We start from the raw sequence: 25129 nt of genomic DNA on the forward strand, positions 1-25129 counted from the left end.
AGCATGAACCAGAACGAATTTGGAAAGGCACATACCGTGACCCAGCAGAAACCGGAAGGCTCCGGCCGGCCCGAACCCCGCATCGACATCGCCGCACTCGGCGAGCAGCTCCTGGGCACCTGGGCCCAGGAACGCCGCACCTCCCGCGACCTGGCCGGCCGGCCGGAGTTCCAGCGGATCGAGGGCCAGTCGATGGCCGAGCACCGCGAACGGGTCCTCGGCCAGCTCTCCCTCCTGGTCGACGAGGGCGCCATCCAGCGCGCCTTCCCCGAGGCCCTGGGCGGCAGCAACAACCACGGCGGCAACATCGCCGCCTTCGAGGAACTGGTCACCGCCGACCCGTCGCTGCAGATCAAGGCCGGCGTCCAGTGGGGTCTGTTCGGATCCGCCGTCCTGCACCTGGGCACCGCCGGACACCACGAGAAGTGGCTGCCCGGCATCATGGACCTGTCGATCCCCGGGGCCTTCGCCATGACCGAGATAGGCCACGGCTCCGACGTGGCCAGTGTCGCCACGACCGCCACCTACGTGCCGGAAACGGACGAGTTCGAGATCCACACCCCGTTCCGTGCCGCCTGGAAGGACTACCTGGGCAATGCGGCACTGCACGGACGCGCCGCCGTCGTCTTCGCCCAGCTCATCACCCGCGGGGTGAACCACGGGGTCCACGCCTTCTACGTCCCCCTCCGCGACGAGAACGGGTTCCTGCCGGGCATCGGCGGCGAGGACGACGGCCTCAAGGGCGGGCTGAACGGCATCGACAACGGACGCCTGCACTTCGACCATGTGAGGATCCCGCGGATCAACCTGCTCAACCGCTACGGCGACGTCGACGCTGAGGGAACCTACACCTCCCCCATCGCCAGTCCCGGCCGCCGCTTCTTCACGATGCTGGGCACCCTGGTCCAGGGGCGCGTCTCGCTGGACGGGGCGGCAGTCGCCGCCTCGAAGGTCGCCCTGCAGATCGCGGTGACCTACGCCGGCCAGCGCCGCCAGTTCAATGCCACCTCGCCGGTGCGCGAAGAGGTGATCCTGGACTACCAGCGCCACCAGCGCCGGCTGATCTCCCGGATCGCGACCACCTATGCGATGTCGTTCGCCCACGAGGAGCTGCTCGAGAAGTTCGACGGCGTCTTCTCCGGTGCCTCGGACACCGACGAGGACCGCCAGGACCTGGAGACCCTCGCGGCCGCGCTGAAGCCGACCTCGACGTGGAACGCGCTGGACATCCTGCAGGAGTGCCGCGAGGCCTGTGGCGGCGCCGGCTTCATCACGAAGAACCGCTTCACCTCGCTGCGCGCCGATCTGGATGTCTACGTGACCTTCGAAGGCGACAACAACGTGCTGCTCCAACTGGTCGCCAAGCGCCTGCTCACCGACTACGCCAAGGAATTCCGCCACCTCGACGCCGGGGTCCTGGCCCGCTACGTCGTGCGCCAGGCGGGCAACGTCGCCATCAACCGCTCCGGCCTGCGCCAGCTGGCCCAGACCTGGGCCGACACCGGGTCCGAGAAGCGCTCGGCGAACTTCCTCAAGGACGCCCAGACCCAGCGCGACCTGCTGGCCGACCGCGTCCGCACCGCGGTGGCCGAAGTCGCCGACGAGATGCGCGGGGCCGCGAAGCTGCCGCCGGCCGAGGGCGCCCGGGTCTTCAACGAGCACCAGCACGAGATCATCGAGGCCGCCCGCGCCCACGGGGAGCTGCTGCTCTGGGAAGCGTTCACTGCGGCCCTGGAAGAGATCGAGGACGCCGACACGCGGCAGGTCATGACCTGGGTCCGCGACCTGTTCGGACTGCAGCTGATCGAGAAGGACCTGGCCTGGTACCAGATGCACGGCCGCCTCTCGAGCCAGCGGGCCCGCACCCTCGGCCCCTACATCAACCGGCTGCTCGCCCGCCTGCGTCCGCATGCGCAGGACCTCGTCGATGCCTTCGGCTACGGCCCCGAGCACCTGCGCGCGGACATCGCCAGCGGCATCGAGGCCGAGCGCCAGGACGAGGCCGCGGAGTACCTGCGCCGCGAGCGGGCCAAGCCCGGCGCGGTGGTCGACGAGAAGATCCTGGTCGCCCGCCGCAAGGCCGCAGAGAAGGCCCAGCGCCACGCTGCCAAGGCCGCGGCCAAGAAGGGCCGCAAGGTCGGGGCCTGACCCCGGTCCCGAAGAACACGACGCCGGTGCCTCCAGCAGAGGGGGCGCCGGCGTCGTCGTGTCTGGGGCCAGTCAGAGGTCGGGTCTACCGGTTGAAGCCGTCGATGGCCCCCTGGTAGACCTCCAGGGTGCGCCGGGCGATCGTGTCCCAGCTGAAATGGTCGGCGGCCCGTTGGCGTCCGGCAGCACCGAGCGCGGCGGCGTGGTCGGGATCCTCCAGCGCGCGGGCCAACGCGGCGGCGAAGTCGCGGACGAAGCCCTCGGGGTCCACCGGGGTGCCGGAGGCATCGTCGAGCTGCTCGAGCGGGACCAGGTACCCGGTCTCCCCGTCGGCGACGACCTCGGGGATGCCCCCGACGGCGCTGGCCACCACCGCCGTCGAACATGCCATCGCCTCCAGGTTCACGATGCCCAGCGGCTCGTAGATGGACGGGCAGGCGAAGACCGTTGCCTGGGTGAGGACCTGGATGAGCTCGTGGCGTGGGAGCATCCGCTCGATGACGACCACGGAATCACGGGTGGCGCGTAGCTGCCCGATCAATTCGGCGACCTCGGCGGCGAGTTCCGGGGTGTCCGCCGCGCCGGCACACAAGACCAGCTGCACGTCCGGTGGCAGAAGGGCGGCGGCCCGCAACAGGTACGGGACCCCCTTCTGGCGGGTGATGCGCCCGACGAAGGCGACGGTGCGCTGGGCGGGGTCGATCCCCAGGGCCGGCAGCGCGTCCAGGTCGGGGGCGGGGCACCAGGCCTCGACGTCGACCCCGTTGTGCACGACGTGGACCCGCGAGGGATCGATCCCGGGGTAGGCGGCCAGGATGTCCCGGCGCATTCCGGCGGAGACCGCGATGACGGCATCGGCTGCATGGTAGGCGGTGGATTCTGCCCAGGAACTCACCGCATACCCGCCGCCGAGCTGCTCGGCCTTCCAGGGGCGCAGTGGTTCCAGCGAATGGGCGCTGAGCACATGCGGGACGCCGTGCAGCAGCGAGCCGAGGTGGCCGGCCATGTTCGCGTACCAGGTGTGTGAGTGGATGACGTCGGTCCCGGCCAGTGCGGGCACGATGCGCAGGTCGGTCCCCAGGGTGGCCAGGGCGGGGTTGGCCGCGGCCAGGTCGTCGGGTTCGGCGTAGCTGGCCACCGTCGCACCGTGGTAATCACCAGGGCGTTCGGCGCCGAAGGCGTGGACGTGAAGCTGCGCCAGGGGGGCCAGGACCCGCGAGAGCTCGGCGACGTGGACGCCGGCACCCCCGTAGATGGCCGGCGGGAATTCCTTGGTAACAATGTCGACTCTCACAGCACTAACGTAGTCGCTCTGTGCGTTCTGCCATAGTGTGATCCCACAAGGTGAAGCCGGGCGGCTGCTGCCGTCCGGAGGGGAGTCAACAACGGAGGCACGATGCCCTACAGGAAAGTCCTCGCCGTGGTCTTGGCCGGTGGAGAGGGAAAGCGACTCATGCCCCTGACGACGGACCGCGCCAAACCGGCAGTACCGTTCGCTGGCAGCTATCGTCTGATCGACTTCGCGCTGTCCAACGTCGTGAACTCCGGATTCCATCGCGTAGTCGTCCTGACGCAGTACAAGTCCCACAGCCTCGACCGGCACATCTCGGAGACGTGGCGGATGTCCACGCAGCTGGGCAACTACGTCGCCTCCGTCCCCGCCCAGCAGCGTCTGGGCAAGGACTGGTTCCTGGGCTCGGCCAATGCCATCTACCAATCCCTCAACCTCATCGACGACGCGCAGCCCGACTACGTCCTGGTCGTCGGCGCCGACCACGTGTACCGGATGGACTTCTCCGCCATGCTCGACGCGCACATCGAATCGGGGGCTTCGGCCTCCGTCTCGGCGGTGCGCCAGCCACTGGACCAGGTCAAGCAGTTCGGCGTCGTCGAGCTGGACCCCGCCCGCCCCGGGCGCATTGCCGCCTTCGTCGAGAAGCCCGATTCCACCCCGGGTCTGCCCGATGACCCGAACAGCTTCCTGGCCTCGATGGGCAACTACATCTTCACCAAGGACGCGTTGGTCGAAGCACTGCGCGCCGATAACTTGCGTAGCGACACCAAACACGACATGGGCGGGGACATCATCCCCGGATTCGTTGATCGCGGGGACTGCGCAGTCTACGATTTCTCGGCCAACCCGGTGCCGGGCGAGGACATGAAGCAGCTCCGCTACTGGCGCGACGTGGGCACCCTGGAGGCCTACTATGACGCGCAAATGGACCTGGTGGCGCCGATCCCGAAGTTCAACCTCTACAACAGCGAGTGGCCGATCCACACCCGGCACGGCAACTCGCCTCCGTCGAAGCTCGTCCGGGCCAAGGACGGACGGCCCGGGGAAGCCCATGATTCGATTCTGTCGGCCGGCGTCGTGGTCTCTGGTGGCATCGTGACCAGTTCGGTGTTGTCCGTCGACGTCCGCGTCGAGGAACGCGCGACCGTCACCGATTCGGTCCTGCTCGACAACGTCGTCATCGGCGCCGGGGCGACCGTTCAGCGGGCCATCCTGGACAAGAACGTCGTCGTGCCGGCCGGCGTGGAGATCGGAGTCGACCTGGAGGACGACCGGGCCCGGGGGTTCAGCGTGACCGACTCGGGCCTGACCGTCCTGTCCAAGGGCCAGCACATCCCGGGATAGGCCGGCTCGGCGGCCAGGGCGCCCAGGCGGTAGGATTCTCCGGTCATGACTGAGAATCCCGCCGCCATTGCCCCCGACGACTTGGCCGCCTGCCTGGGTGTCCTCGAGCGCATCCACGAGCTGCCCGACGACGACGAGCAGTTCATCGCCGTCCGGCGGGCCACCGCCAAGATGTTCAAGGAGGTCAAGCGCGCCCGCAGGACCGAGGCGCGCCAGGCGGTGCTGGCCGCGGACCGCGAGGTCATGGAGCGCACCGCCACCGGGGCCGCAAACCGGCTCGACGACGAGACCGAGGGCCTGGACCTCTCCTCCGCGACGGCGGACGGCAGCGCCGGGGAGTACCGGCAGCCGCGCAAGTGCTACATCTGCAAGCAGCCGTTCACGAAGGTCGACGCCTTCCACCACCTGCTCTGCCCCGACTGCGCCGCCAGCGGCCGGCACTGGCGCGAGGCCCGGGTGGACCTGGCCGGCCGGCGTGCCCTGCTGACCGGCGGCCGGGCGAAAATCGGCATGCACATCGCCCTGCGGCTGCTGCGCGACGGCGCCCACACCACGATCACCACCCGCTTCCCGGCCGACGCGGCGCGGCGTTTTGCCGCGGTCGCCGACAGCGGCGACTGGCTGCACCGCCTGCGGATCGTGGGCATCGACCTGCGCGATCCCTCCCAGGTGGTCGCCCTGGCCGAGCGCCTGGCCGCGGCCGGCCCGCTGGACATCCTCATCAACAACGCCGCGCAAACGGTCCGCCGCTCGTCCAATGCCTACCGCCACCTCATCGAGGCCGAGTCCCAGCCGCTGGCCCCCGAGCTCTCGGCCGCCCACGGCGGACCGGAGGTCTGGGGTGCCGGGGTCGCCCCGCAGGCCCACCCGCAGGCCCTGGCCGCGGCGTTCGACCTGGACATGGCGGCGCTGGAGTCGACGATGGGCGTGGCCCCGGAGCGGCTCGCGGAACTGGCGATGACTGCCGGATCCGCCTCGCTGGAGCGCATCGCCGCCGGTACGGCGATCGACGCCGGCGGCCTGGTCCCGGATTTGGTGTCGGTGAACAGCTGGACGCAGAACCTGGGCCAGGTCGAGGCCCTGGAGCTGCTGGAGGTGCAGTTGTGCAACGTTACCGCACCGTTCCTGCTGGCCAGCCTGCTGCGCCCGGCCATGGCCGCTGCGGCATCGCGGCGCAAGTACGTCGTGAACGTCTCGGCGATGGAGGGCCAGTTCTCCCGCGTCTACAAGGGCTCCGGGCATCCGCACACCAACATGGCCAAGGCCGCGCTGAACATGCTCACCCGCACCGCCGCGGAGGAACTGCTCGAATCCGACGGGATCCTCATGACCGCCGTGGACACGGGGTGGATCACCGACGAGCGCCCGCACGAGTCGAAGATCCGCCACGCCGCCGAGGGCTGGCACGCCCCGCTGGACCTCATCGACGGCGCCGCCCGGGTCTACCACCCGATCGTGGCCGGCGAAGCCGGCGAGGACCTGCGCGGCTGCTTCCTCAAGGACTACCGGCCCTCCCCCTGGTAGTGATGTGCAACACCTGCTTCATGGTTGAATGGACGGGTGGATAACCAGCAGCCGAAGAACCAGAACCTGACCCGCGACGAGGCCGCCCAACGGGCCGCGGTCCTCGCCGTCGACTCCTACGAGGTGTCCCTCGACCTGACCGGCGCGCCGGATGCCTCCGTGGCCGGCTACCGGTCGCGGACCCGGGTGGCGTTCACCGCCGCGGCCGGCGCCGAGCCGGTGTTCCTGGATTTCATCCACGGTGGGGTCACCGCCGTCGTGCACAACGGCCGGTCCCTGGATCCGGCCATCGTGGTGGACGGCTCGCGGATCCACGTCGCCCCCGTCCCCGGCGAGAACGTCGTGGAGGTCGACGGCACGGCCCTGTACTCGACCTCCGGCGAGGGAATGCACCGCTTCGTGGACCCGGTCGACGGCCAGACCTACCTCTACACGCAGTATGAGCCGGCCGATGCCCGCCGCGTGTTCGCCACGTTCGAACAGCCCGACCTCAAGGCCCCGTTCACGTTCACCGTCACCGCCCCCACCGGCTGGCATGTGGCCTCGAACCAATCGGTGGCCGAGCGCACCGACCATGGCGATGGGAGCTCGACGACGGTGTTCGCCCCGACGCTGCCGATCTCCACCTACATCACCACCATCCTGGCCGGCCCCTACCACTACGTCACCGACAGCTGGCAACGCACCCTGGACGACGGCAGCGTCCTGGAGGTCCCGCTGGGCCTGACGTGCCGCGCCTCGCTGGCCGCGCATTTCGACGCCGACGCCCTCTTCGAGACCACCCAACAGGGGCTGGACTTCTACCACGACCTCTTCGACTACCCCTACCCCTGGGGCAAGTACGACCAGGCGTTCGTGCCCGAATACAACCTCGGCGCCATGGAGAACCCCGGCCTGGTCACCTTCACCGAGCACTACGTGTTCACCTCCCGGGCAACCGAGGCCCAGTACGAGGGCCGGGCGAACACCATCATGCACGAGATGGCGCACATGTGGTTCGGCGACCTGGTCACCATGCGCTGGTGGGACGACCTGTGGCTGAAGGAGTCGTTCGCGGACTTCATCGGCACCCTGGCCGTCGCCGAGGCCACCGGCTTCGACACCGCCTGGGTCACCTTCGCCAACCGCCGCAAGGCCTGGGCCTACGTGCAGGACCAGCTGCCGACCACCCACCCGATTGTCGCCGACATCCCGGACCTGGAGGCCGCGAAGCAGAACTTCGACGGGATCACCTACGCCAAGGGCGCCTCGGTGCTCAAACAGCTCGATGCGTACGTGGGCCGGGAGGCCTTCACCGCCGCGGCGCGGACCTACTTCCGCCGCCACGCCTACGGCAACACGTCGCTGTCCGACTTCCTGACGGTGCTGGCCGAGGCCTCCGGCCGCGACATGGGCGCGTGGGCCGACGCCTGGCTGCGCAGTGCCGGCGTGGGGTCGCTGCAGGTTGAGGTGGAGGAGCACGACGGCGTCATCACCTCCGCGGTGATCGTCCAGGACGGGGTGGACCCCACCACGGGCTCCCCCGCCCTCCGCCCGCACACCCTGGGCCTGGGCACCTTCGACCTGCGCGGCGGCGCGCTGGTGCGCTCCGGCGGCTTCCGGATGGACGTCACCGGGGCCCGCACCGAGGTGCCCGAACTGGTGGGCCGGCCCCGGCCGGCCGTGATCCTGCCCAACGACGGGGACCTGACGTACGCGAAGGTCAGGTTCGACGCCGGCAGCCTGGAGGTGCTGCTGGAGGACCTCGGCTCGTTGACCGAGCCGCTCGCCCGGGCGACCGCCTGGGCTGCCCTGTGGTCGATGGTCCGCGACGCCGTGCTGCCGGCCCCGGCCTTCCTGCAGGCCGCGCGGCGCCACGTGGACACGATCACCGAGGTCGGCGTGTTGGCCATGATCCTCGGGCAGGCCGAGTCGGCGGTGCAGTTGTACTGCCCGCCGGGCGTCCGGGACGCCGAACACCGGGGACTGGCCGAAGCGGTCCACGGTTTCCTGCTCGCCGCGCAGCCGGGCTCCGACGCCCAGGTGGCGTACGCCCGCACCCTGGCCGGACTGGCCCGCACGGGCGGATTGGACGAGGTGGTCACCGGGCTGCTGGACGGCTCGGCCTCCGTCGAGGGGCTGACGGTCGACGAGCAGTTGCGCTGGGCGTTGCTGCAGGCCGCCGCAGCCCGCGGCCTCGTCGACGCGGCGGCGCTGGATGCCGAACGCGCGGCGAACCCCTCGGCTGTCGCCTCGGTGGGACATGCCCTGGCGCGGGCCGCCCGGCCCGTACCGGAGGTCAAGCGCGCCGCCTTCGACGCGGCGCTCTCCGGGACCGACGCGGACGGCCGCACGCTTTCGAACGACGTGCTCACCGCCACCGTGAACGGGTTCCTCGTGGGACCGCACGAGCTGCTCGACGGCTACTATGGCCGCTACTGGCCCGCGCTCACCGGCATCTGGGACACGATGAGCATTGGGCTGGCCACCCGGGTCGTCCAGGGGCTCTTCCCCAGTGCGCAGGACCTGGGACCCGAGGGCCCCGAGGAGCATCCGGTGCTGCGGGAGGCCGATGCCTGGCTGGCCGCGAATGTCCAGGCACCGCGGGCCCTGCGCCGGATCATCGTCGAGCAGCGCGACCAGCTGGCCCGGACCCTGCGCGGGCAGGCCGCGGTCTAGGGCACGCGGTTAAGCCAGTCGTCGGTGCGGAACTTCTCATCGGCGAGCCGGTCGGCGCGCTCCAGCGTCGCCTCCCCGATCTCCGTTCGGGTGGCCCGGTAGCGGGCGGCGAACGTGTCGACCATCATCTCGATGATCTCCGCCCGCGGGATGCCTGCCTGGCGTTTGAGGGGGTCGACGCGTTTCTTGGCGCTGGCGATGCCCTTGTCGGAGATCTTCTCCTTGCCGATGCGCAGTACGTCGGTCATCTTGTCGGCGTCGATGTCGTAGCTCATCGTCACGTGGTGCAGGATTGCCCCGCCGGCGAAGCGCTTCTGCGCCGCTCCGCCGATCTTGCCCTGCGGGGTGGCGATGTCGTTCAGCGGCTTGTAGAACGCCTCGACGCCCAGGCGCTTCAGCGACTCCATCACCCAGGCATCCAGGAACGGGTAGGAATCGGCGAAACTCATCCCGTCCACCAGCGATGCGGGCAGGTAGAGCGAGTAGGTGATGCAGTTGCCCGCCTCCATGAACATGGCCCCGCCGCCGCTGATCCGGCGCACCACGGTCACCCCGTGCCGGGCCGCGCCCGCGGGATCGATCTCGTTGCGGACCGACTGGAAGCTGCCGATCGCCACCGCGGGCTCCGTCCAGTCCCAGATCCGCAAGGTCGGCTTCCGCGTGCCCTCCATGACCTCACGGGTCATGACCTCGTCCAGCGCGACGTTCACTGCGATGGGCAGGGCAGTGGGGCCGATGACCTCCCAGTCGTGGTCCTCCCAGCTGGTGGCCAGGCCCAGGGCACGGCGGACGGCGGTTGCGACGGCAGCCGGGTCGAAGCCGAACATCACGGCGTCCGCGTCCACTGCGGCCTCGACCGCGTCCCGGATGGCCGAGTGCGGGGCGGAGGCGTCCAACCCGACGAGGGCGGCGTTGATGTCATCCAGCGTCTCGTCGGGTTCGAGGAAGAAGTCCCCGTTGATGTTGGCCCGCACAATGCGGGGCGGCGAGTCCCAGGTGGCGACCTCGAGGTCGGCGACGACCAGCTTGCCGCCGGGCACCTTGTATTCGCCGTGGTGGGTGTAGGGGTTCTGGTCCGCGGAGGAGGCATCGTCAACAGGCATGCACCCATCCTAGTAACCAACGCGGCCGGTGGACGGGCGGGCCAGGCCGACCAGGACCCCGCGGTTACACTGGCGGCAGGACACCGCCCGACCGAAGGAGCCACACCATGGACGAAACCATCGACGTCACCCTCAACACCGCCGAGCGCCGGTACGACATCACCGTGGACGGGAAGGCCGCAGGATCATCGTCCTACCGCGACACCGACGCGTCGGGAGCGCCGCAGCGCATCCTCTACCACACCGTCATCGACGACGCCTTCGGAGGCCAGGGGCTGGCCTCCACGCTGACCCGCGACGCCATCCGGCAATCCGTGGAGGCAGGTTTCCGCGTCGTGCCGATGTGCCCCTACGTCAAGAAGTGGACGACGACCCACGACGACTTCGCCGCGGACATCGACCCGGTCACCAGCGTACACCTGGCGCTCTTCAGCTGAAACGGCCCTTAACGACAAGGGGACCCCGAAGGGTCCCCTTGGACATGAAGTGTGTGCCTACTTCTTGCCGAAGTTCTTGAAGCGGGCGTTGAAGCGCTCGACGCGGCCGGCCGAGTCCATGATGCGCTGCTTGCCCGTGTAGAACGGGTGCGAGGCGGCTGAGATCTCGACGTCGATGACCGGGTAGGTGTTGCCGTCTTCCCATTCGATCGTCTTGTTGGACGTGACCGTGGAGCGGGTCAGGACCTTCTCGCCGGAGGCCAGGTCGTTGAAGACGACCGGCGCGTACTGCGGGTGCGTGTTGGACTTCATGTGAAAACCTTTGTTCGAGCCCCTGGATTTTGCCAGCGGCCATTCGGGTAAAGCCGTTCCGTTCGACACGGAACCGACCATTCACTATAGCCGACGGCCGGGCACCCATGGAAATCGCCACACCTACCGCGTAGTGGCCCCCATCAGCCGACGATCGATCAACGATCGACGGCACCCAACTCGTCAACGGCACCTCTTCACCGAGGCACCCCGTTCCCGCCAACGCTGTCGCGAGTGACCTACTGGCATCCGCGGCTCCTACCCGTCCTCGTCGTCCTCGCAGCGCTGGGCCTGATGGCGTACCTGTCCTGCGTGCGGGTCCTGCATCGCCGAGGAGTCCCTTGGCCGGTGGGACGAGTCGTCTGGTGATCGCCGGGCATCGCCACCGTCATCCTCGTCGATGGCCTGGCCTTGAACGGCTACGGCGTGGCGCAGGCGGCCCCGCGTGGGCCTTCACGGAGATCGCGACCATCATCATGCTCGGAGTGCTGGTGCCCACGTGGCAGAAATGGGACGAGCGTCTCACCCGTTGACTCGATCGCCAGGCTGCCCGCGGCGGCGACGCCGCCCTGCGGGCCTACAACGACTACCTGACCCAACTCTCCGCAGTAGACCGCCACGAGCCGCGCCACTGCCGATGACCCCTGTGGTCCCTGTCCGATCGGCCCGGCGAGGAAACCAGCCGTCCGGCAACCCGGCTCCCCCGGCCGCGGCCCCCGATCGACGCTGACGCGCCACAGTTTGTCGGTGCCGCCCGCTAGCCTCGTCCTCGACGCAGGCTACAGCGAAGGAGTACGACATGGCTGCAGACACGAAACGGGAAACCACCCGGGATCGATGTCCCGCCAGCGGCCAACCGGTCGGCCGGATGGTCGAAATCCCCGGCTCGGACGATTGGAAGATCCATTGTCCATCGTGCGGCACCTGGTGGCACGGCGGGAGCATCGTGCTCGACGAGCACGAACGACCTGGTCGCGCCTGACCAGGCGACCCTACGCCTACCGCTACCGCGCGCGCAGCTCCCACATCGCCACGGCGGACGCCGCCGCGACGTTCAGCGAGTCGACGCCGGGCCGCATCGGGATCATCACGGTCTGGTCGACCGCCGCGAGCGTGGCCTCGGAGATGCCGGCGCCCTCGGTGCCAAGCACCAGTGCCAGCCGGTCGATCGATTCGGCGGCGACCTCGTCGACCGGCCGTGCCTCGGCGGTGAGCTCCATCGCGGCCAGGGTGAAGCCGGTCCGGCGCAGTTGGTCCAGGGCCTGTTCCCAGTCGTCGAGGCGCGCCCAGGGGACCTGGAACACCCCTCCCATGCTGACCCGGATCGACCGGCGGTACAGCGGGTCCGCACAGCGCGGGGACACCAGCACCGCGTCGACGCCCAGCGCCGCGGCCGAGCGGAAGATCGCGCCGAGGTTGGTGTGGTCCACGATGTCCTCGAGGACCACGACGCGGCGGGCACCGGCGATCACCTCGGCCACCGGGAGCGGCGCCGGACGGTTCATGGCCGCCAGCGCCCCGCGGTGCAGGTGGAAGCCGGTGATCTCCTCCAGCACCCCGGGCGACCCGACGAACGCCGGGACGTCCGGGTGGGCCTCGAGGACGTCGGCCAGCCCGGCCAGCCACTTCTCCGCCAGGAAGAAGGAGCGCGGCACATGCCCGGCGGCCAGGGCGCGGCGCACCACCTTGGAGCTTTCGGCGATGTAGAGCCCGCGGCCCGGGTCGGTGCGCTGGCGCAGTGCCGCGTCGGAGAGCGCGACGTAGTCGGCGACGCGCGGATCGGCCGCGGAGTCGAGCATGACGACCGGCATCAGGCGACCAGCTTGCCGATCATGTTCACCAGGGCGACGATCCCGAGCACGACGATGAACCCACGCAGCAGCAGCGGGGAGAGCTTGCGGCCGACCTTGGCCCCGATGAACCCGCCGACGAGCGAACCGCCGGCGATCAGCGCGACCACCGGCCAGTTGATCCGGTCGAAGGCGAACAGCAGGTAGGAGGCCGCCGCGACGAGGTTGACCACCAGCGAGAGGATGACCTTGATGGCATTGGACTGCTGCAGCGACCCGTGGAAGAAGATGCCCAGCACGGCCATGAGCAGGATGCCCTGGGCCGCGGTGAAGTAGCCGCCATAGACGCCAATGAGGAAGACCAGCACGTAGACCAGCGGGGAGAGCTTTTGCTCGTCGACGTGGGCCGGGCGCAGAGGACCGCCACTTTCACTTTGGCGTTCGCGGACCCACCGCGCCAACCGCGGCTGGAAGATCACCAGCAGCACGGCGATCGCGATGAGCACCGGGGCGACATAGCCGAACACCGTCTCGGGCAGGTGGAGCAGCAGGAAGGCACCCAGGATGCCGCCGAGCAGCGAGGCCGGGACGAGCTTGAGCATCGTCTTGGGAACGCTGCGCGCCTCGCGCCGGTAGCCCCACGCCCCGGAGAATCCGCCGGCGACCAGGCCCATGGCGTTGGAGATGATCGAGTTGACCGGCGCGTAGCCCAGCGCCACCAGGACGGGGAAGGTCACCAGCGAGCCGGAGCCGACGATCGTGTTGATCGTCCCGGCCCACAGGCCGGCGACCAGGACGATGATTTCCTTCCACCATTCCATGCGGTGCGCGGTTCCTAGGCGTCGTGGCGGGCGACCGCCGAGTAGCGTCCGCCCTCGACCCGCAGGCGCAGGTCCATCCCGAAGGTGATCGAGAGGTTCGCCTCGGTCAGGGTGGCTTCAATCGGGCCGGCGGCCACGATGGCACCCTCGTCCAGCAGCATCGCATGCGTGAAGCCCGGCGGGATCTCCTCGAGATGGTGGGTGACCAGCACCATGGCCGGGGCGTCCTCGTCGGCGGCGAGCTCGGCCAGCCGGGCGACCAGGTCCTCGCGGCCGGCCAGGTCGAGCCCGGCGCCGGGCTCGTCGAGCAGCAGCAGTTCGGGATCGGTCATCAGGGCGCGGGCGATCTGCACGCGCTTGCGTTCGCCGTCGCTCAGCGAGCCGAACGTGCGGTTGATCAGCGTGGACATGCCCCAGGCGTGCAGCAGCGAGAAGGCGCGGCGCTCGTCCATCGGGTCGTACCGTTCGCGCCAGCGCCCGGTGGTGCCGTAGGAGGCGGTGACCACGGTGTTGAGCACGGTTTCGTGGGCGGGGATATGCGAGGCCAGCGCCCCGGAGGACAGCCCGATCCGCGGGCGCAGCTCGAACACGTCGACCCGTCCGAGGGTCTCGTCGAGGATCGAAGCGGTGCCGCGGGTGGGGTGCATGCGCGCGGCGGCGATCTGCAGCAGCGTGGTCTTCCCGGCGCCGTTGGGGCCCAGGACCACCCAGCGCTCGTCGTCCTCCACCTGCCAGTCGATGCCCGTCAGGAGGTTCTTGTTGCCCCGGACCACGTCGATACCGGCAAAGGAGAGCACATCAGTCATGGTCAAAACCCTAAGGCAACACGGCCATGATCAACCAAACGCGGCCTCCGGCGACCTGCCCGCGTCGCGAACTGGCGCCGGCGGGCGCCGGCACGGCAGAATCCGAGCATGCAGATCCTCGCCTACCTCGTCTCCCACCACCGCCAACCCGTCGACGCCTCGGTCTCCGCCGACGGGACACGGCTCGACGCGGCGGGGCTGGAGGCTGTCCTGGCTTCCCACGGCTTCACGGTGGTCTCCGCGACGCCGTTTGCGGGACCGGGGTATGCCGGTACCCGCCGTGCGCTGGCCCATGCCCCGGGCGCGGGGGGCACGACGGCGGATGGCCGGGTCCCCTTGCAGACCTCTCGGGCCGCACTGGCCGCGGAGCTGGCCACCGATGCCGCCGAGCATGCCCTGGTTCCGGCCGCGCTCATCGAGGCGCCCCGGAAGCTGCTGGTCATGGACGTCGACTCCACGCTGATCCAGCAGGAGGTCATCGAGCTGCTGGCCGCCCATGCAGGCCGCGAGGCCGAGGTCGCCGCCGTCACCGAGGCGGCGATGCGCGGCGAACTCGACTTCGCCGCGAGCCTGCACGCCCGCGTCGCCACCCTGGGTGGGCTGGATGCGGCGGTCATCGACCAGGTGCGCGCCGCCGTCGTTCTCTCCGAGGGCGCCCGGGAACTCGTCGAGGCATTCCACGCTGCCGGGCACCTGGTCGGGGTGGTCTCCGGGGGCTTCCGGCAGATCCTCGACCCGCTGGCCGCGGACCTCGGGCTGGACTTCGCCCAGGCCAACGACCTGGGCCTCGCCGACGGGGTCCTCACCGGCACCGTGCACGGCGACGTGGTCGATGCCGCCACCAAGGAGGCCTGCCTGCGGCGCTGGGCCGCCGATGCCGGGATACCGCTGGAGCACACGATCGCCGCCGGCGACGGGGCCAACGACCTGCTGATGGTGGCCGCGGCGGGACTCGGTGTCGCGTACCGCGCCAAACCGGCCCTGCGGGCCGCCGCCGACGCGGTGATCGACCTGCCGCGGCTGGATGTCCTCCGGCACCTGGCCGGGGTCTGAGCATGACGATTGCATAACTACCGGCGCCCGGGGCTCCGTCCCTGACCGGCGGGACCGGCGTGCGGCGCTAGGATTCAACAGGTGTGCGCGCGGTCCGGCGCGCCCACGTTGGATGACTGACATGGAGCATGCACGGGTGAAGATGCGGGACAAGCAACACGGCGGCAGGAAAACCACGGGCTGGCTGATCGGCGGTGGTGCCGTCGTCGTCGTTGCCGGGGCCTACTTCGGCGGGGCCGCCCTGCTCGGGGGCCAGATCCCGCAGGGCACCACCGTGCACGGCGTGGACATCGGCGGCCTGGACGCCGCCACGGCCGCGAACCGCCTGCACCAGGAGCTCGACCCGCTGGCCACCTCCCCGGTCACCGTCGCCGCCGGCAAGAAGTCCACCGAGCTCATCCCCGCCAACGCCGGCTTCGGCATCGACGTGGACGCGACCCTGGACGGACAGACCGGCTACTCCGCCAACCCCGCGGTCATGTGGCAGCGGCTCACCGGCGGCAACGCCCTCGAGCCCGTGCTGACCGACGACGAGGACATGCTGGACGCCGCCATCGAGGGCCTGCGCCCGAAGCTGGACACCGAGGCCACCGAGGGCAAGATCGGCTTCAAGGACGCGGCGGTCGATTACACGGCCCCGACCATCGGCCAGACCCTCGCCGCCGACGAGGCCGCCACCGCACTGGAAGGCTCCTGGTTCGGGGCGACCCAGCCGATCGAGCTGCCCACGACGGCGGTCGAGCCCACCACGCCGATTGCCGCCTTCGAGAAGGCCCGCGACGAGCAGGCCAAGCCGCTGGTCGCCGACCCGGTCACGGTCGACGCCGGGGACCTCACGGCCAAGCTGAAGCCCGCAGCCCTGGCCGCGGCCGCCTCCTTCACCGTCGCCGACGGTTCGGTGACGATGTCGCTGGACAACGACAAGCTCTCCGACGAGCTGCTGGAGGCGAACCCGAAGATGGGCTCCACTGCGAAGGACGCCAAGATCGTCCTGCGCGGCGGCAAGCCGGCCATCCAGCCGGCCGTCACCGGCCACGGCGTCGATACGAAGGAACTGGCCGACAAGATCCTGGTGGCCGCCACCACCGACGCGCGCACCGCCAAGGTCAAGATGACCAAGACGCAGCCAGAGCTGACGACGAAGGAGGCCAAGGCGCTGGGCGTCAAAGAGGAGATCGTCGAGTTCTCCACCCCCTACCCGACCTACGATTCGGTCCGCACCAAGAACCTCAAGGCCGGCTCCGCCAAACTCAACGGGCTGGTCGTGATGCCCGGGGAGGTCTTCTCGCTGACCGAGGCCCTCGCGCCGATCACCGTGGCCAACGGCTACTACGAATCCGGGGTCGTCGAGGACGGCTTCTCGACCACGGCCGTCGGCGGCGGGCTGTCGCAGATCTCCACCCAGCTGTTCAACGTCGGCTGGCTGGCCGGCATGGACGACATCACCCACCGCCCGCACAGCCGCTGGTTCGACCGCTACCCCGCCGGGCGCGAGTCGACCCTCTGGGAGGGCCAGATCGACATGGCGTGGAAGAACAATACCGGGCATGCCGTGATGATCCAAGCGTGGGTCGGCAGCGACCGGGTCCACACGCGGCTGTGGGGCACCAAGAAGTGGACGGTGACCTCGAAGACGTCCGATCACTACAACCGCACCGATCCCAAGACCCGCTACAACGACGCCAAGGACTGCGTGGCCGAGTCCGGCGGGCAGAAGGGCTTCTCCGTCGACGTGCACCGGACCCGGACTTCCGGCTCGCAGACGCTGCACGACAGCCTGCACTGGACCTACCAGCCCTGGAACAAGATCGTCTGCGGCGAGAAGCCCAAGGACAAGAAGTAGCCGCACGGCGACACGCAGCAGTGCCGGCAGCCGCAGCGCACGGCAGACGAGAACGGGGCGTCCCCGCCATCCGGCGGGTACGCCCCGTTCTTGTCTGGCCCCGAGGCCAGCCCGTGTGCGGTCAGTCCAGGAAGTGCCCGGCCCCGCCGGCGTATTCGGTGTGCCCGGTGGGCACGTCGGCGGTCGCCATAGCGGCCACCTGCACGCCGAACTCCTGGACGGTCAGCAGCTTGCCGGCGGCCTTGCGGCGCTCCTCGATCGCCCCGGGCTGGGCGCGGTCCAGCAGCGTGGCGGTCACGGTGCCCTCGATCATGTCCCCGGAGATGACGACCAGCGAGATGCCCTTGGCCTCCAGCGCCGGGATTTCCTCGCGCAGGGCCAGTTCGCCGGCGCGCTTGGAGCGGGCGACCGGTTCATAGGCGTCCAGCGTGGCGGTCTTCTCGATGAAGTGCGCCTGGTGGCTCGTCACGAACACCACGCGGGAGCCCTCGGGCATCACGGCGGCGGCGGTGCGCAGCATGTTGACCTGGGCGTCGCGGTTCAGGCGCAGCGCGTAGTCCTCGCCCAGGCCGGATTCCATGCCGCCGGAGGCGTTGAGGACCAGCACGTCCAGCGAGCCGAAGTTCCCGATCGCCGCGTCGACCAGGGCCTGCGCCCCGGCTTCCTCGGTCAGGTCGGCGCCGACGGCCACGGCCTTGCCGCCGGCCTCGGTGATGCCGGCGACGATCTTGTTGGCCCGCGGGGCCTTCTGGCGATAGTTCACCACCACGGCGGCGCCCTGCCCCGCCAGGTTCTGGGCCACTTCGGCGCCGATGCCGCGCGAGGACCCGGTGACGATGGCTGTCTTGCCGGTGAGATCGGTCATGAGTGCTCCTAGTCCGGGGTGATCCGGGTTGGTCCGGGGTGATCCGGGTTGGCCCGGGTCGAGCCCGCAGTTGTGCGAATGCTGCAAAAGGTGCCCACCGCGGCAGGCGCTCCCCTCCATCTTGCCAGCCGTTCCGGCGTCGTGCAGTTGTAGGGAAGCTCCAAAATCCGTCCGGCGGAACGGGGACCGGCGCCAGTGGCGGCGCTAGTGGCCCATGCCCAGGCCGCCGTCGACGGGGATGACCGCCCCGGAGATGTAGGCAGCCTCGTCGCCGGAGAGCCAGCGCACGACCTGGGCGACCTCGTCGGGCTCGGCGAAGCGCTTGGCCGGGATGGACGCCAGGTATTCCTTCTGGGTGGCCTCGGGCAGGGCCGCGGTCATGTCGGTGTTCACGAAGCCCGGTGCCACGACGTTGGCGGTGATGCCGCGGGAACCGAGCTCGCGGGTGATCGAGCGGGCCATGCCCACCAGGCCGGCCTTGGAGGCGGCGTAGTTGACCTGGCCGGCCGAGCCGAGCAGCCCCACGACCGAGGAGATCAGCACGATCCGGCCCTTGCGCAACCGGATCATGCCCTTGGAGGCACGCTTGATGACACGGAACGCGCCGGTGAGGTTGGTGTCGAGCACGGAGGAGAAATCGTCCTCGTTCATGCGCAGCAGCAGCATGTCGCGGGTCATCCCGGCGTTGGCCACGAGCACCTCCACCGGGCCGTGGGCCGCCTCGACCTCGGTGAATGCGGCGTCGATCGACTCCGTGTCCGTCACATCCGCCTGCACGCCCAGCAGCCCCTCGGGGACCTCGCCGCTGCGGTAGGTGATGGCGACCTTGTCGCCGTTGGCCTCGAACGCGCGGGCGATGGCCAGGCCGATGCCCCGGTTGCCGCCGGTGATCAGGACGCTGCGGGCTGTGGGCTGCGCGGTGTCGGTCGCGGTGTCGGTCGCGGTTTCAGTCATGGGTCCTCCACGGTCGATGGTCGGTGGTTTCCCCGCCAGTCTATCCGCGCGGCCTCCCCGGGGGCCTCCGGCACGTGCACGGCCACCTGTGCGCGGGTTCGGCGGATCGCGGTGACGGTGAGACAATGGAAGCCGAGCCCACGGAAGAAACATGAGCGAGAAACCCCACCACCTGAACGCACATTCCCCTGCCGGCCATCCGCAACGGATCACCGACGCCGATGAGGCGCGCTCGGCGGACATGCACTCCCGAACGGTCAAGTACACGATCTCGATGAGCGTGCGCCTGGCCTGCTTCATCGCCGCGTTCTTCGTGCACGGCTGGCTGCAGGTCGTCATGCTGGTGCTGGCCGTCATCCTGCCCTACTTCGCCGTGATCGTCGCCAATGCCAGCGGCGCCGACCTGGACAAGCGGACCACGTCGAACTACTACGACGGCGGTGCCCCCGCCGCCTTGCCGGAGGGCGCCCCCGGGGGCACGGCCAGCGGCGGGACCGGGCCGGACGGGTCCGGTACCGCCGGGAACACCGAACCTGCCGGCGCCCCCGGACGCCCGGCGTCCGCCGCGCCCGGCACGGGGCCGGATTCCGGGCAGGATGCCGAACGAGGTACCGGACAGCGTTCCGGGCAGCGCGCGGCCGCACCGGAGGATGCGGAACCGGCTTCCGCGGAACCGGCTTCCGCGGACCCGACCCCCGCGGACGTGCTGCCCGGCGAATGGTACGAGCCGCAGGACGAGCCCGGGGAGCCAGGCCAGCGCGCGCAGGACCACCCGGAGCAGGAAGCTCCCGGGCAGCACGCCTTCGGGCAGGAAGCTCCCGGGCGGCGCCACCACGACCCGGCCGGACACCGGCGGAAGGACAGGCACCACGGATGAGCATCTTCGACCAGCTCTCCGGCGTCGACGGCCCGGCCGAGCCCCTGTGCTCGCGCAAGGGCTGCCGCCAACCCGCCGCCTGGCAACTGCTCTGGAACAACCCCCGCATCCACACGCCCGAGCGGCGCAAGATCTGGTTGGCCTGCGACGAACACCGCGGCTGGCTGACCACCTATCTGACCGAGCGCGGCCTGTTCAAGGAGTCGCGCCCGCTCCCCGACAACGCCCAGGAGGGCTGAATCCGTGTACCGATTCCTGGCCAGCACGCGCTGGCTCGGCTGGTTGCTGCTCGTATGCGTCTTCGCGGCCGCCTGCGTGGGGCTGGGCCGCTGGCAGATGAACCGGCTCGACGAGGCGCGGGCCGGCAATGCCCGCGTGGAGGCCAACTACGATGCCCAGGCCATCGACTTCCGGCGGGCACGCCCCTATTTCGCGTCGCTGCCCGAGGACGAGGCCTGGACGCCGGTGACGATGACGGGGACCTACCTGGTGGACGACACGCTGGTGGTGCGCAACCGGCCGCGCAACGGCGGCCCGGGCTACGAGGTCCTGGTGCCCTTCAAGACCACGGAGGGCACCGTCGTCGTCATCGACCGGGGGTGGCTGCCCATCGGCGATGACACCGCCGGCCGGCCCGACACCGTCCCCGCTCCCCCGCAGGGAACCGTGGAGGTCACCGCCCGCCTGAAGGTCGGCGAGCCGGCGGTATCGCGCAGTGCGCCCGAGGGCCAGGTGGCCTCGATCGAGCTGCCCCACATCGCCGACGTCCTGGGCTATCCGGTGGCCACGGGCGCCTACGGGGTCCTGGCGGGCGAGGATCCGGCGGCCGCGACCATGCCGGAGCCCCTGGAACGCCCCTCCATCAAGGAGGGGAACCACCTCTCGTACTCCCTGCAGTGGTTCGCCTTCGGCGTGCTCTCCTTCGTGGGGCTCGGCTATGCGGCGCGCCAGCAGGCCCGGATCAACCGGGAGGACGCGCAGGAGGCCGCCGAAGCCGAGGCCGCGGGGGTGCAGGTGCTGCATTCGGCCTACCGCGCACCCCGGCAGCGACCGACCCGCCGGCGCGGCAACACGCCCACGGACGAGGAGCTCGAGGACGCCTACCTCGACCGGTTCGAGGACCAGGCCCACCGGTAGGCTCCCGGCCAGCGGCCTGCCCCGCCGGGTAGTTATCCCCGGAGAGGCAGCCGCCGGCCGGTGCCTGTGGGGTCCCGCCAAAAGGCAGGATCCCGAGCGCCGGCCGATGCCGGGGCACTAGGCGAGGGTGACGAGTTCCAGGTAGTCGTCGTTCCAGAGGTCCTCGTCGCCGTCGGGCAGCAGGACCACGCGCTCGGGGTTCAAGGCCGCGACGGCCCCCTCATCGTGGCTGACCATGACGACGGCGCCCGGATAGTTGCTCAGGGCGTTCAGGATCTCGGCACGGCTGGCCGGGTCCAGGTTGTTCGTCGGCTCGTCGAGCAGCAGCACGTTGGCGCTGGAGGCGACGATCGTGGCCAGGGCCAGGCGGGTCTTCTCGCCACCGGAGAGCACTCCCGCCGGCTTGTTGACATCGTCGCCACTGAACATGAACGAGCCCAGGATGCCGCGGACCTCGGCGTCGCCCAGGTTGTCCGGAGCGGAGGAGCGCATGTTCTCCAGCACGGTGCGTTCGGTGTCGAGCGTGTCGTGCTCCTGGGCGTAGTAGCCGATCTTCAGCCCGTGGCCGGGGATGACCTCGCCGGTGTCGGGCTGCCCGACGCCGGCGAGCATCCGCAGCAGCGTGGTCTTGCCGGCGCCGTTCAGGCCGAGGATGACGACCTTGGAGCCGCGGTCGATGGCCAGGTCGACGTCCATGAAGATCTCCAGCGAACCGTAGGACTTGCTGAGGTTCTTGGCCATCATGGGGGTCTTGCCGCACGGTGCCGGATCGGGGAAGCGCAGCGCCGCGACGCGGTCCTGCACGCGGACCTCCTCGAGGCCGTCCATGAGGCGGTCGACGCGCTTGAGCATGCTCTGCGCGGCGGAGGCGCCGGAGGCCCGGGCCTTCATCTTGTTGGCCTGGGCCAGCAGCGTGCTGGCCTTCTTCTCGGTGTTGGCGCGTTCGCGCCGCCGGGAGCGCTCGTCGGTTTCGCGCTGTTCGAGATAGCGCTTCCACCCGAGGTTGTAGAGGTCCATCGTCGCCCGGTTGGCGTCCAGGTGGATGACCTTGTTGACCGTGGCCTCGAGCAGCCCGGTGTCGTGCGAGATCACCATGAGTCCGCCCTGGTGGTTCCGCAGGAATTCACGCAGCCAGGCGATCGAGTCGGCGTCGAGGTGGTTGGTCGGCTCGTCAAGCAGCAGGGTTTCGGCGTCGGCGTAGAGGATCCGGGCCAGTTCCACGCGGCGGCGCTGGCCACCGGAGAGCGTGTCCAGGGTCTGGTTCAGCAGCCGCTCGGGCAGGGCGAGGTTGTTGCAGATGGCCGCGGCCTCGGCCTCGGCGGCGTAGCCGCCGCGCGACATGAACTCGGCGTCCAGGCGGTCGTAGCGGTTCATCGCCTTGGTGCGGATGGCGTCGTCCTCGCTGCCCATCTCGTCCTGGCACTTCTTCAGCTTGGTGACGATCTCGTCGAGTCCGCGGGCCGAGAGGATGCGGTCGCGGGCCAGCTGTCCCATGTTCGGTGTGCGGGGGTCCTGGGGCAGGTAGCCGACGGACCCGTTGCGAATCACCGTTCCGCCGGTCGGCTCCGACTCTCCCGCCAGCACGCGGGTCATGGTCGTCTTGCCGGCGCCGTTGCGTCCGACCAGTCCGATCTTGTCCCCCTGGTCGATGCGGAAGGAAACACCCTCCATCAGGAGTCGAGCACCGGCGCGGAGCTCAAGGTCGGCAACGGAAATCACAAGGAACCTCTCAAATGGGATGTGGTGCGCTGACACGCAACCTTTCCAGTGTACGCGTGCCGCTCCCGGCGCGCCGAGGGTGACGAGTCCCACAGCACCCTCCCTGCACCGCGCACCCGCCTTGAACACCGATCAAGTATCATGGTCGGCATGACGAACGACTCACTCCAGGCATCCCATCAGCCGGTCCAGCGCACCTCGTGGGGAGCCCGCGACCTGGGGCTGATCTCGGTGTTCGCCGCACTGCTGGCCGCCCTGACGCTGGTCCCTGCCATCCCCGTGGGCCCGCTCGGGGTTCCCATCACGCTGCAGACCCTGGCGGTCTCGCTGGTCGCCCTGTGCCTGGGCTCGCTGCGCGGCACGGCCAGCGTCCTGCTCTACGTCGTCGTCGGGCTGGCCGGCGTGCCGGTCTTCGCCCGGTTCTCCGGCGGCCTGGGCGTCCTGGCCGGCCCCACCGCCGGCTACCTGCTTGCCTTCCCGCTGGCGGCCCTGGTCGCCGGCGCCCTGGCGACCCTCGTGCTGCGCAGGACCCGTCGGGTCCGTGTGCTGTGGCTGTTCGCCGCTGCCATGGCCGGTTCAATCCTGGTCACCCACCCGCTGGGCATCCTCGGCATGAGCCTCAACGGGCACATCCCGCTGGGCCAGGCCGCACTGGTCGACCTGGCCTACTGGCCCGGGGACCTGGTGAAGAACCTCATCGCGGCTTTGGTCGCCGCCACCGTCTTCAAGGCCTTCCCCCGCCTGGCCCGCCGCGACTTCGCCGCCTAGGAGATCCGGTGATCAGCTTCCACAGCGCCGGCGTCAGCTTCCCGGATCCGGGCGGGACCGGGCCGGATTCCGTCCTGCTCGAGCCGGCCAGCCTTGACCTCACCGAGCCGCGGATCGCCGTCATCGGGGCCAACGGGTCGGGGAAGTCGACCTTCCTGCGCCTGATCAATGGCCTGGCGCGCCCCACGACCGGCCGGATCGCCGTCCAGGGCCTGGATACCGTGCGCGACGTCGCGGCCGTCCGCCGCCGGGTCGGTTTCCTGTTCAGCGATCCGCTCTCCCAACTGGTCATGCCCCTGGTCCGCGAAGACGTGGAGCTCTCGCTGAAGGCGAGCGTCAAAAACAAGGCACGACGCCGGGAGGCCGCGCTGCACCATCTCGGCACCATGGGACTGGCCCACCTGTCCGAGCGCAGCGTCCACGACCTCTCCGGCGGCGAACGCCAACTCGTCGCCCTGACCAGCGTGCTCGCCACCGGCCAGGGCATCCTCGTCGCCGACGAGCCGACCACGCTGCTGGACCTGCGCAACAACGTGCTGCTGCAGGACACGCTCTTCGGGCTCGACCAACAGGTCATCTACGCCACCCACGACCTCGACTTCGCCGCCCGGGCGGACCGGACGCTGGTGATCGATGCTGGCCGCATCATCCACGACGGCGACCCCCGCGACGCCGTCGACTGCTACCGCCGGCTGGCCCTGGACCCACAGCGCGGTCGCCGCTGATGCGCGGCCACGCCCTGCTGATCGGGCTGCGGCTGCCGGGCCACTCCCCCGTCCACCGGGCCCCGATCTGGCTGAAGTACCTCGTGCTGGTGGCCTGCGGCGTGGCCTTGGTGCTGTGGCGCTCACCGGGCACGACGGCGGTCCTGCTCGCCGTGGGCTTGGCCCTCTTCGCCCTGGCGGGCCGCCGCGTCTTGGCGGCCTGGGCCGGCCCGCTGCGCTTCCTGTGGTGGATCCTGCTCCTGCTCGGCGCCTACCAGTGGTGGATGAACGGACCCTGGACCGCCTTCATGGTGGTCGGCGGCATGCTTGCCGCAGTGCAGCTGGCACGCTTGCTGCTGTTGACCACCGAACAGACGGACCTCGTGGACGCCCTGGCCAGGGCCGCAGCGCCTCTGCGCGTGCTCGGGGTCAACCCCGAGGTGGTCGCCCTGGCCGTGGGGCTCATGCTGCGCAGCATCCCGGCCATGCTCGGGTGCATCGCCGATGTCGCCGATGCAGCCCGGGCCCGGGGCCTGGGCCGGAACCCGGTGGTGCTTGCTGGTCCGGTAGTGGTCTCCGCGGTCGCCTTCGCCCAGCAGACCGGCGATGCCCTCGCCGCCCGGGGAATTCTGGACCACGGCACCGCCGACGGCGCAAAGGGCGACGACGCAACGGGCGACTGCGCACTGGACGACGGCGCTCCCGACAACCAGGACCGCTGACACCTACGCCGGCTCCCGCTCCATCGGTCAACCTCCGCGCCCCTCTTCCAAGGTCGGAGAGCTCCGCGCAAAACCTCCGTGTGTCATCTACGTGTGCCATCTCCCTGCATCACCTCCGTGTTCCCCGGACGCGCGCGGCTTCTTTCCCCTCACAGGTTCGATTCCCATCGGTCCTGTCCACCGGCCAACCCGGGACGGCCAAAGTGTCGGTGGCAGGTGGAAGAGTGGGGTCATGGAAGAAGTTCCGGAG

22 protein-coding genes are annotated in these 25129 nt (G+C 70.0%); 13 read left to right on the forward strand and 9 right to left on the reverse strand.

Going from position 1 to position 25129, the window contains the following annotated elements; translation table 11 throughout:
- Positions 1 to 3: 3 nt before the first annotated feature.
- Complete coding sequence (locus AB8M85_RS13240) at positions 4 to 2148, forward strand: acyl-CoA dehydrogenase (protein ID WP_372699297.1); 2145 nt, start codon at positions 4 to 6, stop codon at positions 2146 to 2148.
- Between the two features lie 85 nt (positions 2149 to 2233).
- On the opposite strand, the gene glgA is transcribed toward AB8M85_RS13240, so the two are convergent.
- Positions 2234 to 3442 (reverse strand): glycogen synthase, encoded by a 1209-nt coding sequence (glgA, locus tag AB8M85_RS13245; RefSeq protein WP_372699298.1) that lies wholly within the window; start codon positions 3440 to 3442, stop codon positions 2234 to 2236.
- A 102-nt stretch (positions 3443 to 3544) separates the two neighbouring features.
- Between glgA and glgC the strand changes: the two genes are divergently transcribed.
- Genes glgC through pepN form a run of 3 tightly spaced genes read left to right on the forward strand, consistent with a single transcriptional unit; the run spans position 3545 to position 8968 of the window.
- Entirely contained in the window at positions 3545 to 4786 is a 1242-nt protein-coding gene (glgC, locus tag AB8M85_RS13250; RefSeq protein ID WP_372699299.1) for a glucose-1-phosphate adenylyltransferase, read from the forward strand.
- Between the two features lie 45 nt (positions 4787 to 4831).
- Positions 4832 to 6310, forward strand: a complete 1479-nt coding sequence (locus AB8M85_RS13255) for an SDR family NAD(P)-dependent oxidoreductase (protein WP_372699300.1) — start codon at positions 4832 to 4834, stop codon at positions 6308 to 6310.
- A 36-nt stretch (positions 6311 to 6346) separates the two neighbouring features.
- Positions 6347 to 8968 carry an aminopeptidase N gene (gene pepN / locus AB8M85_RS13260; protein WP_372699301.1) on the forward strand — a complete coding sequence of 874 codons (2622 nt, stop codon included), beginning with the start codon at positions 6347 to 6349 and terminating at the stop codon, positions 8966 to 8968.
- Here the strand turns inward: pepN and AB8M85_RS13265 are convergent.
- A complete protein-coding gene (locus AB8M85_RS13265; RefSeq protein WP_372699302.1) occupies positions 8965 to 10071 on the reverse strand; it encodes a biotin/lipoate A/B protein ligase family protein in 1107 nt (368 codons plus the stop codon). The genes pepN and AB8M85_RS13265 overlap by 4 nt on opposite strands.
- Before the next feature lie 107 nt (positions 10072 to 10178).
- Between AB8M85_RS13265 and AB8M85_RS13270 the strand changes: the two genes are divergently transcribed.
- The gene (locus tag AB8M85_RS13270; protein WP_372699303.1) at positions 10179 to 10508 is read left to right on the forward strand and encodes a GNAT family N-acetyltransferase; all 330 of its coding nucleotides are present in this window, start codon (positions 10179 to 10181) and stop codon (positions 10506 to 10508) included.
- 57 nt (positions 10509 to 10565) lie between these two features.
- Here AB8M85_RS13270 and AB8M85_RS13275 read toward each other — a convergent pair whose 3' ends face one another.
- The 4 genes from AB8M85_RS13275 to AB8M85_RS13290 form a co-directional block, all read right to left on the reverse strand.
- Positions 10566 to 10820 (reverse strand): type B 50S ribosomal protein L31, encoded by a 255-nt coding sequence (locus AB8M85_RS13275; RefSeq protein WP_372699304.1) that lies wholly within the window; start codon positions 10818 to 10820, stop codon positions 10566 to 10568.
- Positions 10821 to 11824: 1004 nt separating this feature from the next.
- Entirely contained in the window at positions 11825 to 12631 is an 807-nt protein-coding gene (locus AB8M85_RS13280) for a TrmH family RNA methyltransferase (RefSeq protein WP_372699305.1), read from the reverse strand.
- The gene (locus tag AB8M85_RS13285; RefSeq protein ID WP_372699306.1) at positions 12631 to 13431 is read right to left on the reverse strand and encodes a sulfite exporter TauE/SafE family protein; all 801 of its coding nucleotides are present in this window, start codon (positions 13429 to 13431) and stop codon (positions 12631 to 12633) included. Before AB8M85_RS13285 ends, AB8M85_RS13280 begins: the two co-directional genes overlap by 1 nt.
- Positions 13432 to 13445: 14 nt before the next feature.
- The gene (locus AB8M85_RS13290; protein ID WP_372699307.1) at positions 13446 to 14237 is read right to left on the reverse strand and encodes an ABC transporter ATP-binding protein; all 792 of its coding nucleotides are present in this window, start codon (positions 14235 to 14237) and stop codon (positions 13446 to 13448) included.
- A 108-nt stretch (positions 14238 to 14345) separates the two neighbouring features.
- Between AB8M85_RS13290 and serB the strand changes: the two genes are divergently transcribed.
- Positions 14346 to 15290 carry a phosphoserine phosphatase SerB gene (gene serB, locus AB8M85_RS13295; RefSeq protein WP_372699308.1) on the forward strand — a complete coding sequence of 315 codons (945 nt, stop codon included), beginning with the start codon at positions 14346 to 14348 and terminating at the stop codon, positions 15288 to 15290.
- 121 nt (positions 15291 to 15411) lie between these two features.
- Positions 15412 to 17133: a VanW family protein gene (locus AB8M85_RS13300; RefSeq protein ID WP_372699309.1), complete on the forward strand. Its 1722-nt coding sequence runs from the start codon at positions 15412 to 15414 to the stop codon at positions 17131 to 17133.
- 121 nt (positions 17134 to 17254) lie between these two features.
- Here AB8M85_RS13300 and AB8M85_RS13305 read toward each other — a convergent pair whose 3' ends face one another.
- Positions 17255 to 17998 carry an SDR family oxidoreductase gene (locus tag AB8M85_RS13305; RefSeq protein WP_372699310.1) on the reverse strand — a complete coding sequence of 248 codons (744 nt, stop codon included), beginning with the start codon at positions 17996 to 17998 and terminating at the stop codon, positions 17255 to 17257.
- 204 nt (positions 17999 to 18202) lie between these two features.
- Positions 18203 to 18952, reverse strand: coding sequence for a beta-ketoacyl-ACP reductase (locus tag AB8M85_RS13310; RefSeq protein ID WP_372699311.1), 750 nt, complete (start codon positions 18950 to 18952; stop codon positions 18203 to 18205).
- Positions 18953 to 19103: 151 nt separating this feature from the next.
- On the opposite strand from AB8M85_RS13310, the gene AB8M85_RS13315 reads away from it, so the two are divergent.
- Genes AB8M85_RS13315 through AB8M85_RS13325 form a run of 3 tightly spaced genes read left to right on the forward strand, consistent with a single transcriptional unit; the run spans position 19104 to position 20966 of the window.
- Positions 19104 to 19829: a DUF3099 domain-containing protein gene (locus AB8M85_RS13315; protein ID WP_372699312.1), complete on the forward strand. Its 726-nt coding sequence runs from the start codon at positions 19104 to 19106 to the stop codon at positions 19827 to 19829.
- On the forward strand, positions 19826 to 20068 hold the full coding sequence (locus AB8M85_RS13320; protein WP_372699313.1) for a hypothetical protein: 243 nt from the start codon (positions 19826 to 19828) through the stop codon (positions 20066 to 20068). The genes AB8M85_RS13315 and AB8M85_RS13320 overlap by 4 nt, the downstream gene beginning before the upstream one ends.
- 4 nt (positions 20069 to 20072) lie before the next feature.
- Positions 20073 to 20966: an SURF1 family protein gene (locus AB8M85_RS13325; protein ID WP_372699314.1), complete on the forward strand. Its 894-nt coding sequence runs from the start codon at positions 20073 to 20075 to the stop codon at positions 20964 to 20966.
- Positions 20967 to 21083: 117 nt separating this feature from the next.
- Here the strand turns inward: AB8M85_RS13325 and abc-f are convergent, their stop codons facing one another.
- Positions 21084 to 22685, reverse strand: coding sequence for a ribosomal protection-like ABC-F family protein (gene abc-f / locus AB8M85_RS13330; RefSeq protein WP_372699315.1), 1602 nt, complete (start codon positions 22683 to 22685; stop codon positions 21084 to 21086).
- A gap of 150 nt (positions 22686 to 22835) precedes the next feature.
- Between abc-f and AB8M85_RS13335 the strand changes: the two genes are divergently transcribed.
- From AB8M85_RS13335 to AB8M85_RS13345, 3 genes are read left to right on the forward strand one after another with little or no spacing between them, the layout of a single operon-like run.
- Complete coding sequence (locus AB8M85_RS13335) at positions 22836 to 23453, forward strand: biotin transporter BioY (RefSeq protein WP_372699316.1); 618 nt, start codon at positions 22836 to 22838, stop codon at positions 23451 to 23453.
- An 8-nt stretch (positions 23454 to 23461) separates the two neighbouring features.
- Positions 23462 to 24178, forward strand: a complete 717-nt coding sequence (locus tag AB8M85_RS13340; RefSeq protein WP_372699317.1) for an energy-coupling factor ABC transporter ATP-binding protein — start codon at positions 23462 to 23464, stop codon at positions 24176 to 24178.
- Complete coding sequence (locus AB8M85_RS13345) at positions 24178 to 24879, forward strand: CbiQ family ECF transporter T component (RefSeq protein WP_372699318.1); 702 nt, start codon at positions 24178 to 24180, stop codon at positions 24877 to 24879. The genes AB8M85_RS13340 and AB8M85_RS13345 overlap by 1 nt, the downstream gene beginning before the upstream one ends.
- The last annotated feature ends 250 nt before the right edge of the window (positions 24880 to 25129 follow it).

This window comes from Arthrobacter sp. JSM 101049 (assembly GCF_041679245.1).
Classification (GTDB): Bacteria; Actinomycetota; Actinomycetes; order Actinomycetales; family Micrococcaceae; genus Arthrobacter_H.